Source organism: Rhodococcus sp. 27YEA15 (assembly GCF_049739425.1).
Lineage (GTDB): Bacteria > Actinomycetota > Actinomycetes > Mycobacteriales > Mycobacteriaceae > Rhodococcus_F.
In genome coordinates, this window is record NZ_JBMHHW010000001.1 from 2,562,832 (window position 1) to 2,578,256 (window position 15,425).

Genomic DNA, 15,425 nt, shown 5'->3' on the forward strand with positions numbered 1-15,425 from the left:
CACCACCAAGCCTTGACACCACAATTCGGTTCGGGCTGAACAGATCTCGCGTCTGATGACAATGCACCCGATTGCCGCCTCGTTACCGAATCCAGCCAGTGACTCGCGTGCTCAGAAGATCGGATCGAAAGAAACCAGCAGCCACTGGTTCCCGTCGTGGTGGACCCTGACTCGCACTACGGTTTGCACCGTCCGGGGCTCCGTGCGATCGACCGAGACGGTGGTCTGGTCGACGTAGACGACGGCAACCGCATCATCGCCGTTCACGCTTTCCAGGGCAACACCTTTGACGTCGCCGCGTTGCGCGACCGACCGCTCGGTCGACAACGGAATCACGGCAGACCTGCTGTACTCCTCGAACTCTCGGCGAAATGTTCCGCCGAGCCCCCGAGCGGCAGCCTCGAGATCATCGGCGACGGTCTCCGGCGCGTACGTGAGCATGCGGGACACAGCCAGCGCTGTCATCGCAGGTAGCGTGTCACGAGCGTGTTCGTCACGATGCGCGGGGCGAACGTGGAGGAACCACGTTGTGGCAACGACGACGGCGAGCACCACCGAGATGCACTGCCAGGTCCTGCGACGTCGGCTCATACGATCACCACCTGCGAAACCTTGAAAGTGCCGCCCGACTCCGTCATCGTCATCCGCAGCCGCACGGTGCGGGTTCCGTCCGTCCCGTCGTCGGGGCGGACGACGGCCACACCGTCGGACTCAGGGCTTGTGCGTGCGGTCACCAGGACGATCGCCGTCGCACCGTCGGTCCATTCGGATATCCCTGCTTCGAGAGCCTGCGCCTGCGTCATTCCCGCACCGGTGGCAAGCAGGGAAGCAACATCGGACTGCCGTCGATCGAATTCGTCGTGGAACTCGCCCGTGGTCACGGTGAGGACCTGTTCGGCATAACGACGTGTCTCGGCCGGGTCCACCGTCAGTAGGATCGCCGCGGCTGAACGCGCAGAATCGATCACCTGCCGATCCCGGTCGAGGGCGCGAGTATGCAGAACATGAAGTACGACAATCGACGCCGCCAAGAGCACGGCCAGGACCGAGGCACCCAGCACCGCCCACCACCGTGGCGGGATCCGGCGAAGCCGCGACGGGATCCGGCGAAGCCGCGACGACCGGCCCGACTCCGTCTGTCCGTCCGAGACATCCGACTCGTCGACCTCGCTCGGCCACTCCGGGTCGATGCTCGGATCCACATCGATACTCACAAGGCGTCCAATCCGTCGATGAGCCAATTCCCGTCGACTCGAACCAGATGCAGGCGCAGACTGCTCACCATGTCGATCGGGTCGGGTCGATCGTTCCTGAACGTCTGCCCGTCCAGGTACACGAGGGTGGTGGCGGTGTCGACGTCAGCCTGCACAACTGCACTGTCGACGACCTTCCACGTCGTCGAAATCTGCAACTGGCGAGCTTGCGGGATCACCGTCGCCGCGGTGTACCCGATGAAATAGTCTCGAAAGTCACCGGTGAGCAGTGCCGTGGACGCCGCGATGTCATCCTCGACCTGCGACGCCCGGTACGTCAGCACGCGAACCGCCATGTCACCGGAGGCCGCCCCCAGATCGCGAATATTGTTCTGTTGCTGTCGATCCGGCCCGATCGTGAAAAATCCTGCCAACAGCGCTCCGACAAGCATCAGCGCACTCGCGCCGCCGGCCAACGGCAGTGCCCACCGCGCCGTCACACGATCGGTTCGATCCGCGAGATCTTCCATGTACCGTCCACCTCCTTCACCGTCACACGGAGCCGCCACATACGACCCTCGTCCTTCGCCCCGGCGACATTGCTGACCGTCGACACGGCTGCGATCAGCAACGTGCGACTTCCGTCGTCATCTCGCCTCTCCACCGCCGCGGTCACGACTTCGCCGTCGGCCTGCGTACGCGACTGCGCCAGAACAGCTTCGAACTGCGATGCGTTGGGTTCGAACTCCTGCGCCCAGACACCCGTCGCCTGGCTCAGAATCTGCGCGGCCACGTCGGCATCGGTGTACGACGCGCTGATCAACCTCGTCACCGCTGCCGTCCCGGCATCGACGGCGGCAGAATCGGCGCGCACAACCGCATGCGCCTGAAATCGGTCCACGCCCATCACCACGGCGGCGAGCACTGCGCACACTGCCACCACCGCGAACAGCACGGTCCCAAGCCTTACTATCCAGCTTCGGTGTCGAGCTCCGACGGCGTCCGCACCATTGTCGAGATCCGGTTCGTCCTTGTCGAGACCCCGTGTGACGGTCATCGGCCTCCGATCAAGTCCTGCCACGACCGAACTCCGGCCGAGACGGGATCCTGCAGGACGTAGGAGTTTCCGTCGTCACCGGTGTAACGACCGTCAGACGACGTGGAATCCGCCACAGCCACCTGTCGAGTGCTCGGTGGCGACGGAGGCGGCGTGAACATCCGATTCGCCTCGTCGGCCAGTGGATTGTCGAAAGTCGGCGTCGGATTGCCGATCCACGGGTTGGTGCCCTTGGGCTGATACTGCTCGTCGCTCTTGCACATCACGACGGTGGGTGCCCGCTTGCCCGGAGTGTCCATGCACGGGAGATTGCGCGCACCCCGAACATCGATCTGCGAATCCTGCGGCAGTGCACAGTAGATCGGGTCGGCGGTCCGGGTCGGGGAATCGAGCGCGGCGCCGCCGCGACGCTCCGAAGCGGGCAGGAAACCGGTGGTGCACGGTTGCTGGTTGTTGAGGTTGAGGTTGAAGGACAGATAAGCTCGGCCGTCGTCCGCCCGATTGGGAGTGCCGATCGTGGTCAGCATGCTCATCGCCTGCGGGAGAATCACCAACACCTGCTCCAGGGAGGCGTTGTACGTCACCCCCACCTGCCCGAGACTGGTCAGATTGGCAAGCAGCAGTGGCACGGTGGGCGAAAGCGACTGGAACATCGCGGTCATCTCCCGCGCAGCCGATGGCGCCACATCGAGGATGCCGCGCAGTGCCGGATCACCGATGCGGTACTCGCCTGCCAGCGTGGCGACGTTTCGCGCCCACCCCGCGATCGCGGCGCTGCTCTGCTGTTGGGAGCGAAGTACCGGTTCCGCATCGACGACGAGATCGACGATCTCCTGTCGAGTATCGAGTGCGCCGGTCGTCAACGTCGAAGCCGAGTCCAGAATTCGGCCGATGTCACGACCGGTACCGTTGAACGCCGCATATCCCTCGTCGAGAAGATCACGCAGCTTGTCCTCTGGAATTGCCTCGAGACTGGCGCTGACGGTGTCGAGTAACGGCGCGATGTCCTGCGGAACCGAACTCCGACTCTCGGGCACCACGTCACCATTGCCGAAGTACGGGCCCTCGGCGATGTCCGCGACGAGATCGACGTACTGTTCGCCGATCGCGGACCGGCTGTGGACCTCGGCGCGGGCTGCTACCGGAATCTTGACGGCGGAATCCATGTCGAGGGTTGCGATCACGCCGCCCTCACGTAGGTCCACTCCGGCGACCCGGCCTACCGTGGCACCTCGGTACGAGACGTTTCCGGTCTTGTACAACCCGCCGGTCGTCGGCAACTCGACCGAGAGCGTGTAACGACCGATGCCCACCATCGACGGGATCCGCATGTAGAAGATCGCCATCGCACCGACCGCGGTGACGGTCAGTAGGGTGAACACCACCAACTGGAACTTGACGAAGGTGGACAGAATCATCGTTCTCCCCGATCGATCAACGGACCACCTGGTGCAGTCAGCGGGTTGGTAGTGGTCGACGGCGACGGCTGACGCCCCTCGGTGCGGCCCATCGCCGTTTCGATCGCAGTGAGACTGGCGTCGAACGGAGTGCCCTGCAGCAGGCCGTTGTCGATCCGACCGAGAGTCAGATCGATGACCGCGGAGAGGTTTCCGGCGTCACCACGAATGAACTTCTCGATTCCGTCCGCAGACCACGGAAAAGCCGGAATCACGTCCAGCCCGTCCAGAAGGGCCGGACCGGCGTCGGCTATCTCACGCATCACCGGACCGAGATGACCGAGGTTTGCGGCGATGTCGTCGAAACTTCGCGAAAGCGCCTGATGGGATACGTCGGCAAAACCGCCGATCGACCCGATTGCCCTGGCAAGCTGTTCTCGCTGTTCGGCGAGCACTGCAAGAGCCGGCGGAATCGCCTCGAGAGCGGTCTCCATCGTGTCGGTCCGCCCGACGACTTCCGCTGCCAGACGGTCCATTCCGTCCATGGCGTAAATGATGTCGTTCTTCTGCCGGTCCACGTCGGCGATGAACACGTCGAGCTGGGTCAGGAACGATCGAATCTCACCTTCGCGTCCGTTCATCGCCGCATTGAGTTCGGTGTTGATCTCCTGCAGTCGCCCCAATCCGCCGCCGTTGAGTACCGTCGACACCGAGGCGAGTGTCTGTTCAGTGGTCGGATACTGCCCGGCGCGCGAGAGCGGAATGCGATCACCGTCGGCGAGCGCGCCCACCGGCGCTTCCCCCAAGGGCGGTGCCAGTTCCAGATGCAGGGTGCCGAGCAGACTGGTCTGGCCGACCTTCGCGACGGTGTTCGCCGGAAGGACCACCGAGCCGTTCACCGAGACGGTGACCAGCGCATGCCAGTCCTCGAGCTTGATCGAGGTGACCGTACCGACCGTCACGTCGCTGACTCGGACGCGGCTGTTCTGTTGGACCGCAGAAACATCCGGCATCTCGATGGTCACGGTGTACGAATCTTCACCGACGCCTTCGGTGCCCGGCAACGGGAGCGAGTTCACCCCGGCCCACCCGCAACTCGCTGTCGATGCTGCCACCACTGTTGCCAAGATCGTCGGAATCACCCGACGCCGACTACCGCCGGCTCGCAGTGCGGCGCTCATCGAATTCCCTCCGACAGTCCGAGTAGCCCACCGAGAGCGATCGCCTGCACCGGCGGCGCCGAAGTGAACACGCCGGGGACATCTGTGTCCTGCATGCCCGCCGGTGGTCGAAGGTAGTCACGGCTGTAGTCGATCTGTTCCGGCCTTACCTGCACCCCCGCAGCAGCATTCCACCCGACAGGTGGATAGTTCATCTCCAAGCTCGTCAACGTGGGGCCGAGATATTCGGCGCATTTTCGCGCAGATTCCTCGGCACCCAACCTGCCCGCAGATTGAATTGCACCACAAATGAATTGAATCGGATTCTGAAACTGCGTCACGGCCACTACCCCGGTCAACGTGCCCTGCGCGGGCTGATAGATGTTGTAGAAGTTCGCAAACGCGGTGGGCCCGACATGTAACAGTTGTTCGAGATCGGGCTTGGACTGATCCAGCGCTGTGGTGACCGCGGTCAGATGTGCGACCGACGTCTCGAGCCCGTCGCGATGTTCGTCGACGAAGTCGCGAACCAGTTCGGTGATCGAATCGATGCCCTTCATCGCCGTGGACAACTCGGCATCGGTGTCGGTCAACGCGCCGGTCACCGATGCGAGATCACGATTGAACGATGCCAGTTGCCGCTCACTCGACGACAATGCCGACACGAAAAGCTGTAGGTTTCGGATCGTGGTGAACATGTCGTCGCTACCGGTGGCCAACGTATCCATCGCCCTGGCCATCTCGCGCAGCGTCGTGTTGATCGACTCCCCGTTTCCGGCGAGTGCCTGCGAGGCGTCGTCGACCAGACCGCCGAGTGGTCCGTCCGGGAACTCGACACTCGGACCGATGGCAGATGCGAGCTTCTCCAGCTGAATTCTCAGGTCGTCCCACTCGACGGGAACCGCGGTCCGCTCGAGCGGGATGACGGCGCCGTCATCGAGAGTCGTTCCGCCGGTATAAGTTCCGACCAATTGTATCGCCCGTGACGAGATGAGGCTCTGCGAGACGATCACCGCCTTCGCATCAGCGGGAACGTCGTACTTCGAATCGAAACGCAAGGTCACCTTCATCCGATCGCCGGCCGGCTCGATCCGATCGATCTTTCCGACGTCGACGCCCATGATCTTGACGTTGTCACCGGCGAACGTGCCGTTGGTGTTCTCGAAGTACGCGACGACAGTCGTCGTACTGCGATCTCGATACACCATCGAAGCACCGACACCGGCTGCTGCCACTACGACGAGCGCAGCCACGCCCACTACCGTCCTCCGATTGACGAACCTTCCGAGCTTCATCGTCCCGGCTCCGATCGAGTGTTCTCAGGTGAATCGTGCGGACAGTCTCCGGGGTCGGGAAGTGGGTCGGTGCCTCCGGGCGGGACGGTTCCCGGCAACGAGTTGTAACCGCACAACGTCGGGAAAGACGTGTTTCCCGGAACCAGGGACTCGGGATCCAAGCCCTTGTCGCGGAACGCGCGGTCGATGAACGGCTGCAGGAACTGGCCGGGCAGCAGGTTCATCACGTACGCCTTGAAGAACGGTCCACCGGCCACTGCTTCACCGAGCGAGGTGACGTACTGCCCCAACGGCAGTAGCGCCCGCTGAACGTCCTCCTTGCGATTGTCGAGAATCGACAATGTGGTGTTCAGCTGGTCCAGCACCGGCCCGAGTTGCTGGTCGTTCTCTTCGATCAACGCCTTGACCTGAACGGTGAGCGCCGTGACGTTACCGAGCACGGTGTCGATCGCGTCCCGGCGGGCAGCGAGTACGGCGAAGAGTGCACTGCCGTCCGTGACCATTCGGTACATCTGCTCGTGACGGTCCGCCAGTACCTGCGAGACCATCGCGGCGCGATCGAGCATACTGCGCACCAGTTCGTCCCTCGATCCGATGGACGCGGAGAACCGACTGAGCCCGTCGAGAGCGGCGCCCAGGTTCGGTGCCGCGGCATCGAGTGTCGAGCCGAGGGTATCGAGTGCCTCGGTCATCGCTCTGGTGTCGAGGCCACTGACCGTCGTGGTGAAGTTCTCGAGAGAATCGGTGAGAAGATAAGGAGATGTCGTCTGCGACAACGGGATCACGTCTCCACGCCTCATCGAATCACCGTTTCCCGGAATCACCGCCAGATACTTTCGACCTAGTAGCGTCTGGGTCTTTATCTCGAGGGTGGTGTTGCGCGCCAGTTCGAGGTCGCCGGCGTCGAACACTACTCGTACGGCGTCGCCGTCCACCTCGAGATTTTCGACCGTGCCCACCCGAACACCGGAAATCTGGACCCGGTCGCCGACCGCCAGCCCGCCGGTATCGGTGAACCTGGCTTGGTAGACGTTGCCACCGGAGAGGAAGGGCAGACTCTGGAAGTTCTGGCCGACCAGGACCACCATCAGTACCACGGCGATACCGATCACGCCGTTTCTGGCTGTGGGATTCATCTTGCGGCGCACCATTATTCGCATCTTCCTGCGCGTTGTCCGATGAGATCGACGTACTGGGGATTTCCGTTCTGCCCGTTCACCTTCAGCGTGACGTCGCACAGGTAGAAGGTGAAGAAGTCGCCGTAGAGTCCGAGCCGCGAGAGCTTCTCGTAGATCACCGGTAGCCGGGACAGCAGATCGTCGACGTAGTCGGTGTCCTGATTGATCTGCCCGGCTACCCGCCCCAGCTGTGCGATGTCGTCGGCGATGTCCGGACGGGTCTGTTCGAGAAGGTCTGCCACGGTCCGGGTCGAGGCGTCGATGTGCGTAAGAGATGCCGCGATGGTCTCGCTCTGCTCCCCCAACCCGGAGATCAACTGCGCCAGCTTGTCCACGCCCTCGTCGAACTGATCTTGACGCTCGGAGAATATTCCCAGGGCGCCGTTGAGATTGGACACCACCGACCCGAGCAAGGCGTCCCGATCGGCGAGCGTGGCCGTCAAAGCGCCGGTGTGAGCGAGAATGTCGGAGATCGTGCCACCCTGATCTTGGAACACGGCGACCAGGGAGGCCGACACATCGTTGACCTGTTCGGGGTCGAGCGCCTGCAGCAGCGGCCGGAATCCACCGATCAGAGCATCGAGATCGAGCGCCGGCCTCGTCCGTTCGACCGGAATGGCCGAATCGGACGCCAACGCAACGATAGAACCGGACCCTTGACGTAGTTCGAGAAACCGATCGCCGATCAGATTGTCGTAACGCACGAGTGCCTCGGTGGACTCGGTGAGGGTAACCGAGGTGTCCACCGAGAACTCGACGTCGACGAGATCGTCCGGCCGCAGTGCGACGGACTTGACCTTGCCTACTTCGACACCCGCAATCCGCACGAACTGTCCGGTCCGCAAATCGGATACGTCGGCGAATTCGGCTCGATACGTCGACGCATTCTCGAATCGCACGTTGCCGAAGACCACCACCAGGCCCCCGGTCACCAGCAACATCACCACCGCGAACAGCGAGAACTTGACGACGGTGGACGTCATACCCTTCATCGAGCTCCTCCGGTGGCGGCTTGAACCACGTAGTCCACGAAGCCGGGATCGGCGGCGCGCACGGTGGTGGAGTCGGCGATCGACGCACCGGTGTCCATGACGAGATACGGTGCCGGGTAGTTGTCGAGCGTGATCGGCGCATAACATCCCGGAGCACCGCCCGGGCCGCCGGAAGCAGCAACTTTCGGGAGGTTCTGCGGGTAGGTGTACGGGTTGTCACCCGCAAGGAGGGCGGCGTCGATGATGCCCGACCGTCCGTTACCGCCCGCGGTCCGCCCCATCGTGTCTGCCGCAGTGACCATGTCCCGGATCATGCAGGTGTACTCCGGGCTGTACTCGTGCAGCAGGGCGGTGGTCGGCACGAGCAACCGGTTGGCGTCGACCCATGTCTCGACCGACGGTGCGATCAGTGCGTGACCGGAATCGCCCATGGCGATAGCCGCGTCCAACACGTCCGCGAACTGGTCCGGCATGTCGGTCAGTGTTCGCGCGGTGTCCTCGAACCGCTCGAGCGCGTCCAAGATGTCAGGTGCGGCATCCGCATAGGTCATTGCGACCTCGCCTGCCAACCGGAAGTCACGCTGCATCGTCGGCAGCACCGGTTGGAGGGCGTCGAGCAACTGGCCCGCGCCGACCATCGTGTCACCGAGCGCCGCACCGCGTCCGCGCAGGCCGTCCGAGAATGCGCTCAGTATCGCGTTGAGTTTGACCTGGTCGACACTGGTCATCACCGAGTTCAGATTCTCGAACAGAGTGTTGACCTCTGTGGTGACATTGGTCGAGGTGATCACAGCACCGGCCGCAATAGGCTGTGAAACAGGCTTTCTCGGAACATCGAGTTGGACGTACTTCGCTCCGAACGCCGTGGTCGACTTGATCTGGGCGCTGACGTCGTCCGGAATGTCATCGACCCGAGCAGGATCAAGGTCCAGCCGTAGGACCGCCTTGCCGTCCTTCTCGTCCACCCCGGCCACCCGGCCCACCAGCACACCGCGAACCTGCACCTTCGCTCCGGTGTCGAGCACCAGGCCGGAGCGATCGGAGACCACGGTGACCTGCACCTTGTCGCTGAAGCCGTCGCGGAACTGGATCAAACACACGACGATCGTCGCTACCAGCACCGTCACCATTGCCGCGCCGGCACTCTTGTACGGCACCTGGCGATACTTCCGCCTCGATGTACGTTCGTCTTTCACGTCTATCCCGCCAGATCGAAGTTGCCGGATGTTCCGTAGATTGCGAGCGAGCCGAGCAGCGTCACCATGACGACGGCGATCAACGAGGTCCGCACGGCGCGTCCGACTGCATCCCCCACACCGGCGGGTCCGCCGGAGGCATTGAATCCGTAGTAACAATGAATCATCATCACCACCAAGGCCATGATGATCGCCTGCAGGAAGGACCAGAACAGATCCGCCGGACGCAAGAAGGTGGCGAAGTAGTGGTCGTAGACCCCACTCGACTGTCCGTAGACGATGGTCGTGGTGAATCTCGAGGCCAGAAAGGACATCAGGACTGCCATCGAGTAGAGCGGCACGATCGAGATCAGTCCGGCCATCAGCCTGGTGGACACCAGATACGAAAGACTGCGGATACCCATGACCTCGAGCGCATCGATCTCCTCGGAGATCCGCATGGCCCCGACCTGCGCTGTGGCGCCGGCACCGATGGTGGCGGCCAACGCAATCCCCGATATGACGGGGGCCACGATTCGCACGTTGATGAATGCCGCGAAGAAACCCGTCAACGCTTCGACACCGATGTTGCCGAGCGAGGAAAACCCTTGTATCGCCAGCAGCGACCCACCCGAGAGGGTCATGAATCCGACGATCACCACTGTCCCACCGATGACTGCGAGAGCTCCACTGCCCATACCGATCTCGGCGATCAGTCGAACAGTTTCCTTCTTGTAGCTCTTGGCCGCATGCGGCATGTAACGAACGGTGTCGAAGAAGAACACGGCCTGACGACCGGCGCCCTCGAGCAGTCGGCCAGGCGCTCGAAGCAGGCGGAGGGCATTGGCCGCTCCCGGATGTGAAGTAGTTGCCACGTCAGCTTCCCGTTCCGAATTTGACGCCGATCGCCGTCACCACGACGTTGATGGCGAACAAGGCGATGAATGAGTACACGACCGTTTCGTTCACCGCGTCCCCGACGCTCTTGGGGCCGCCTCTGACGGTCAAACCGCGATAGCAGGCCACCAGCCCGGCGACGAGCCCGAACAACGTCGCCTTCACCATCGAGATGATCACTTCAGGCAGGCCGGTCAACAACGTCAAGGATGCGACATATGCTCCGGGAGTCACATTTTGGATGTACACCGAAAAGAAGAAGCCGCCGACCAGACCGATGACGACCACCAATCCGTTGAGCAGGAACGCCACCACGGTCGACGCGAGCACTCGCGGGACGACCAGACGGTGAATCGGATCGATCCCCAGCACGCGCATGGCGTCGATTTCTTCACGAATCGTGCGCGCTCCCAGATCTGCGCACAGTGCAGTAGCTCCGGCGCCCGCCACGATCAGCACGGTCACCAACGGGCCGATCTGCGTCACAGCACCCAAACCCGTTCCTGCTCCGGACATGTCGGCTGCACCGAACTCGACGAGAAGAATGTTCAAAGTGAACACCACCAAAACGGTGAACGGGACCGCAACCAACAGCGTCGGGACCAGCGCCACCCGCACGATGAACCATGCCATCAGGAAGAACTCCTTCCACTGCGGGGGCCTGCGAACAGCGGCAGCGGCTGTTTCCGAGCACATTTCGAAGAATCCACCTACCGCGACCAGTACGCCCTCGACGTACTTCGCATACCCGGCGGCCAACAATTCTCGATAGCCGACCGGCCCTGGGCGACCGGCCGGCGACGAAGGGTCGGTCGCCGATGTCACGGATTCCGTCGTCATCGTTTCCACATCTCCTGGAAGGTAGGTGCATTCAGCGGAACATCGCTCCGGTATTGGTCATCCGACCGGCAGATGCCACCGAGAGTCCGGCGTCTGGACGCGAGAGATGCCGCCCGCGGTCGACGCGTCGGATGGCATAGGCACGCCGCAGACACGCACGACGCGACAGGTACGGAGTTGTCGGGAATCAGTAGACGTCGCGACGGTAGCGCGCACTGCGGCGTAGGTCGTCGAGGTACGCCGCGGCATCACCGTCGGAAAAGCCGCCGTGCTCGGCCACTATGTCCCCGAGCGCGATCTCGACGTCCTTCGCCATGCGTTCGGCGTCCCCGCACACATACACGTAAGCACCTTCCTCGAGCCAGGAGAAGAGCTCTTTCCCGTGCTCACGCATCTGGTGTTGGACGTACACCTTCTCTTCCTGATCGCGGGAGAAGGCGACGTCGAGGCGATCGAGGGTGCGATCGTGTGTCCACCCCGACAGGTCGGGCTGATAGAGAAAATCGTGTTCACGAGTCCGGTCACCGAAGAACAACCACGTGCGCCCGGAAGCGTTCGCCGCCGCTCGCTCCTGCAGGAAGGCCCGGAACGGTGCGATACCCGTCCCCGGTCCGATCATCACCACCGGCACGGAATTGTCTTCCGGTAGCCGGAACTCGTTGTTTCCGGCCAGAAACACACCGACCGTGGATCCGACCGGTGATCGATCGGCCAGATAGGTCGAGCACACCCCGGCACGATCACGGCCACCGCCGCGGTATCGAACGACGGCAACGGTCAGGTGTACCCGGTCCCCGTGAACAGACGGAGCCGACGAAATCGAGTAGGTCCGATCCTGCAGCGGTCGCAGCACCGCCAGGAGTTCCGTCGGCGTCGGACGAAGATCCTCCGGAAGGCCGGAAATCAGGTCCACCACGTCTTTCCCACATAACCAGGCCGCCCGTTCCGGGCCGCCGCTGTCGAGAACCTCCCGCTCCGCCCGCTCGGGCCATCGCTGGGCCACCCAAGTGATCAACGCCCTGGACGGGGTACTGATTTCGTATCCCGTTGCCAGTTCTTCGCGCAAGTGGGTGTCGGACTTTGCCGCAGGAGCCAGAACCGACAGCACGGCGTCGACCAGAACCGGGTCGTTGACCGGAACTACCGAAAGTCCGTCACCGACGACATACTCGAAGCCGCCGCCTGCCAGATCGAGACTCAGATGACGTACTTCCTTGTCCGATCCCGGTCCGGTGAGTAGACGATTTTCCAGCACACGAGCCCGGAACGGATTCTTCGCCGTCCACTGCCGCACCGACCTGACCTCGGGGTCGGCCAGGGTAGCTTCGGAGCCGGCACGCTCGGGAACCAAGGCCGCGAAGGTCGATTCGAGCCACGGCGGCGCAACGTCCTCGTAATCCAGATCGCATTCCAGTCGGCATGCTCGCCGCACAGCGCCCAACTCCGCGAGCCGTTCGTCGATACTTCGGCCCGCCTGACAGAACTGCTCGTAGTCGGAGTCGCCCAGCGCCAGAACCGCGTAATCCAGACCGTCGAAACGGCGTGACGATTCCTCTTCGATCGCAGCCCAGAACAGTTGGGCATTGTCGGGCATTTCACCCTCCCCGTAGGTGGAAGTCACCACCAACACCCTGCTCATCGAAGCCAGGGCATCAAGATTCACTGAATTCAGAGTCCTTGTCTCGGTGTCGATTCCGCGAACACGAGCAAGTGCTGCTGCGTCGTCGGCCAACTGCTGCGCCCCACCGGTTTGACTACCGTAGAGAATATGCAGGCGAGTATCGGACAAATCCAGGGGTGACGGGGGCATCGTGTCTCCAGAACGCGGTAGAACGGGTATGGGCACAGACGGTCTCGCTGCGGCGGATCAGCGTTCGAGGGTCACCGGTCGGTGCTGCCAACCGCGAGCGACCACGTTCGTCACCTTTCTCGTCGGCTCGCTCGATCCGTGCGTGATTCCCGGGAACTTCTTGAGGATTCGTTCCAGACCGACCGCACCTTCCATCCTTGCCAGCGGAGCACCGACACAGAAGTGAATGCCGTGGCTGAATGACATGTGCCTTTTGTTCTTACGATCGATATCGAAAACGAGCGGGTCCGGAAATTCTCGTGGATCCCGATTGGCGGCGGCGATCAGATGGAATACCGGGGTCTGCGCCTTGATCTCGCGGCCACCGAGCTCGTGATCACGGGCGGCCTTGCGGAAATCCAGGTGGAACGGAGGGTCGAAGCGCAGGATCTCTTCGACGGTCTTGGGGAACAGCTTCGGATCCTCGAGAAGTCTGGTCTTGAGTTCCGGCCGGTCGATGAGGATCGAGATTCCGTTACCGAGCAAGTTGGTGGTGGTGTCGTTGCCTGCCGCCAGCAGAATAACGGCTTGCGAGAGCGCCGTCTTGTGGTCGATCGCGCTCCCGTCCTCCGCCGTGGTGTTCACGATCAGCGAGATCAAGTCGTCCTTCGGATTCTTCTTGCGGTCGACCGCGATGGCATCCATGTAGTCGATGAGTTCGACCGCGGTGTAGATCGCCGCCGTGCGCGCCTCGCCCTGCACTGACGGATCAGTGGAGAGCGAGAGCGCGTCGGTCCACGTGGCGAACATCGGAAAGTCCTCGCGCGGGACGCCGAGAATGGTGGCGATGACTTCGATGGGGATTTTCGCGGCCAGCCGCTCCATGAAATCGACCTGATCGCCGTAGTCGTATTCCGCTAGCAGATCGTCCGCGATCTGCTCCACGGTAGGACGCCACCCCTTGATGGCCTGCGGAGTGAACGCATGACGGAAAATCGATCGAACTGCCGTGTGCTCGGGCGGGTCCAGAAAGAAGAGGAACTTGTCGGCGATCTCCGCGTACTTGACCTCAACGGGGTCGGCCGGGTTGTGTGCGTTGGCGCCGGTGACAGCCGCCATGTCGTTCGAGTACGTGTCTGGATCGTCACCCATCGCACGCAGGTCCGATGCTCTGGTGACGAACCACGCGTTCAGTTCGTTCGACCAGTGGACACCTTCGTCGAGCTCACGCAGCTCGTCGTACTTCGGAAACGGGTCTTGAAGCCCGCCGACGATCACTTCGGTGAGTAGTTGTGAACCTGCGAGAGATTCGGTTGCGGTCATGAAAACGACCTCCATCCGCTTGGCACGATTACAGAGGCACAACGGCCCTGAGAACCTCCCAAGTGTGACACCCGACACTCGCCATCCCTATGGCGAAAACAGACCAGGGCGAGCGTAAGTCCTGTCATTTCCGGACAGCGAAAACCACACGCGACGAACTCGGAGCGGATAAGCAATCCCCGTGTTCACGCTGATCGCAGCACAAGACTCGACGCCCGAACAATGTCCGATCGTTCGGCAGGCAGAAGCGGCAATCTGACATCTGCCGTCGGAATTCGACCTTGCGCGTGGAGAACCCCCTTGACGACCGTAGGGTTCGGGGCCGCGAACACCGCGCGGGACAGCATCGCCAACCGACGGCCGAGCGCCCGGGCGGAAGCCACCTCCCCCGCCTGCCAGAGATCGACAGCTTCGACGTACGAGCGGGTGGACAGATGCGCCGACGCGAGAATCCCGCCGGTAGCCCCGAGCGCCAGTAACGGAACGAGAAATGCGTCGTCTCCTGCCAACACGGAGAACGCCGGCGGAAGATCTGCGCACAACGCCACCAACGCTTCGTCGACACAACCGGCGGCGTACTTCACTCCCACCACCGACGGTAACCGCCCCACCTCGGCCAGCGTCTGCGCATCGAGATCACACGCAGTCCGGTACGGAACGTGATAGGCGACAACCGGCACCGGGCTCGATTCCGAGAGACGGCGAAAGTGTTCGATCACCCCTGCCGCCGACGGCCGAGTGAAGTACGGAACGGGAACCAGTGCAGCACGCACCTGCGGCCACCGAGCCAAGGCGGAGAGCGCAGCGACACTACCGCCGGTGTCGTTACTCCCGGAGCCGACTATCAGCGACGCATCGAACTCGCGGCACACCTGGGCGCAGATGGTGACCACGGCGTCTCGCTCGTCCTGACTCAGCGTCGCGGTCTCGGCCGTCGTACCCAAGGCGACGACGCCGGTGGCGCCGTCGGTGAGTACGTCACGGGCCAGACGTTCGAGCGCCGCCTCGGCGAGACTGCCGTCGATGTCGAACGGGGTGATCAGAGGTACGTAGATGCCGGCCAACGGCGGTGACGAAATCATGTACCTCAGCCTGACGGGCTCAATACTGCAGGTCTAGTTCACAGATT

The 15,425-nt window shown here is 62.7% G+C and carries 15 protein-coding genes; all 15 read right to left on the reverse strand.

What is annotated here, in order from left to right; genetic code table 11:
- Positions 1-111 precede the first annotated feature (111 nt).
- A complete protein-coding gene (locus ABH922_RS11835; protein ID WP_424807103.1) occupies positions 112-591 on the reverse strand; it encodes a hypothetical protein in 480 nt (159 codons plus the stop codon).
- Positions 588-1,214 carry a hypothetical protein gene (locus ABH922_RS11840; protein ID WP_424807104.1) on the reverse strand — a complete coding sequence of 209 codons (627 nt, stop codon included), beginning with the start codon at positions 1,212-1,214 and terminating at the stop codon, positions 588-590. The genes ABH922_RS11835 and ABH922_RS11840 overlap by 4 nt, the downstream gene beginning before the upstream one ends.
- A complete protein-coding gene (locus tag ABH922_RS11845; protein ID WP_424807105.1) occupies positions 1,211-1,723 on the reverse strand; it encodes a hypothetical protein in 513 nt (170 codons plus the stop codon). The genes ABH922_RS11840 and ABH922_RS11845 overlap by 4 nt, the downstream gene beginning before the upstream one ends.
- Positions 1,690-2,250: a hypothetical protein gene (locus ABH922_RS11850; protein WP_424807106.1), complete on the reverse strand. Its 561-nt coding sequence runs from the start codon at positions 2,248-2,250 to the stop codon at positions 1,690-1,692. The genes ABH922_RS11845 and ABH922_RS11850 overlap by 34 nt, the downstream gene beginning before the upstream one ends.
- The gene (locus ABH922_RS11855) at positions 2,247-3,668 is read right to left on the reverse strand and encodes an MCE family protein (RefSeq protein ID WP_424807107.1); all 1,422 of its coding nucleotides are present in this window, start codon (positions 3,666-3,668) and stop codon (positions 2,247-2,249) included. The genes ABH922_RS11850 and ABH922_RS11855 overlap by 4 nt, the downstream gene beginning before the upstream one ends.
- Positions 3,665-4,828: an MCE family protein gene (locus ABH922_RS11860; protein WP_424807108.1), complete on the reverse strand. Its 1,164-nt coding sequence runs from the start codon at positions 4,826-4,828 to the stop codon at positions 3,665-3,667. The genes ABH922_RS11855 and ABH922_RS11860 overlap by 4 nt, the downstream gene beginning before the upstream one ends.
- The gene (locus ABH922_RS11865) at positions 4,825-6,102 is read right to left on the reverse strand and encodes an MCE family protein (RefSeq protein WP_424807109.1); all 1,278 of its coding nucleotides are present in this window, start codon (positions 6,100-6,102) and stop codon (positions 4,825-4,827) included. Before ABH922_RS11865 ends, ABH922_RS11860 begins: the two co-directional genes overlap by 4 nt.
- The gene (locus ABH922_RS11870; protein ID WP_424807110.1) at positions 6,099-7,238 is read right to left on the reverse strand and encodes an MCE family protein; all 1,140 of its coding nucleotides are present in this window, start codon (positions 7,236-7,238) and stop codon (positions 6,099-6,101) included. Before ABH922_RS11870 ends, ABH922_RS11865 begins: the two co-directional genes overlap by 4 nt.
- 14 nt (positions 7,239-7,252) lie before the next feature.
- Positions 7,253-8,272: an MCE family protein gene (locus ABH922_RS11875; protein ID WP_424807111.1), complete on the reverse strand. Its 1,020-nt coding sequence runs from the start codon at positions 8,270-8,272 to the stop codon at positions 7,253-7,255.
- Positions 8,269-9,429, reverse strand: a complete 1,161-nt coding sequence (locus ABH922_RS11880; RefSeq protein WP_424807112.1) for an MCE family protein — start codon at positions 9,427-9,429, stop codon at positions 8,269-8,271. The genes ABH922_RS11875 and ABH922_RS11880 overlap by 4 nt, the downstream gene beginning before the upstream one ends.
- A gap of 41 nt (positions 9,430-9,470) precedes the next feature.
- On the reverse strand, positions 9,471-10,280 hold the full coding sequence (locus ABH922_RS11885; protein ID WP_424809645.1) for an MlaE family ABC transporter permease: 810 nt from the start codon (positions 10,278-10,280) through the stop codon (positions 9,471-9,473).
- Positions 10,281-10,323: 43 nt separating this feature from the next.
- Positions 10,324-11,040 carry an MlaE family ABC transporter permease gene (locus tag ABH922_RS11890; RefSeq protein ID WP_424809646.1) on the reverse strand — a complete coding sequence of 239 codons (717 nt, stop codon included), beginning with the start codon at positions 11,038-11,040 and terminating at the stop codon, positions 10,324-10,326.
- A 331-nt stretch (positions 11,041-11,371) separates the two neighbouring features.
- A complete protein-coding gene (locus ABH922_RS11895; RefSeq protein ID WP_424807113.1) occupies positions 11,372-12,994 on the reverse strand; it encodes a diflavin oxidoreductase in 1,623 nt (540 codons plus the stop codon).
- A 57-nt stretch (positions 12,995-13,051) separates the two neighbouring features.
- Positions 13,052-14,296 (reverse strand): cytochrome P450, encoded by a 1,245-nt coding sequence (locus ABH922_RS11900; RefSeq protein ID WP_424807114.1) that lies wholly within the window; start codon positions 14,294-14,296, stop codon positions 13,052-13,054.
- A gap of 185 nt (positions 14,297-14,481) precedes the next feature.
- Positions 14,482-15,378, reverse strand: coding sequence for a dihydrodipicolinate synthase family protein (locus ABH922_RS11905; RefSeq protein ID WP_424807115.1), 897 nt, complete (start codon positions 15,376-15,378; stop codon positions 14,482-14,484).
- Between the last annotated feature and the right edge of the window lie 47 nt (positions 15,379-15,425).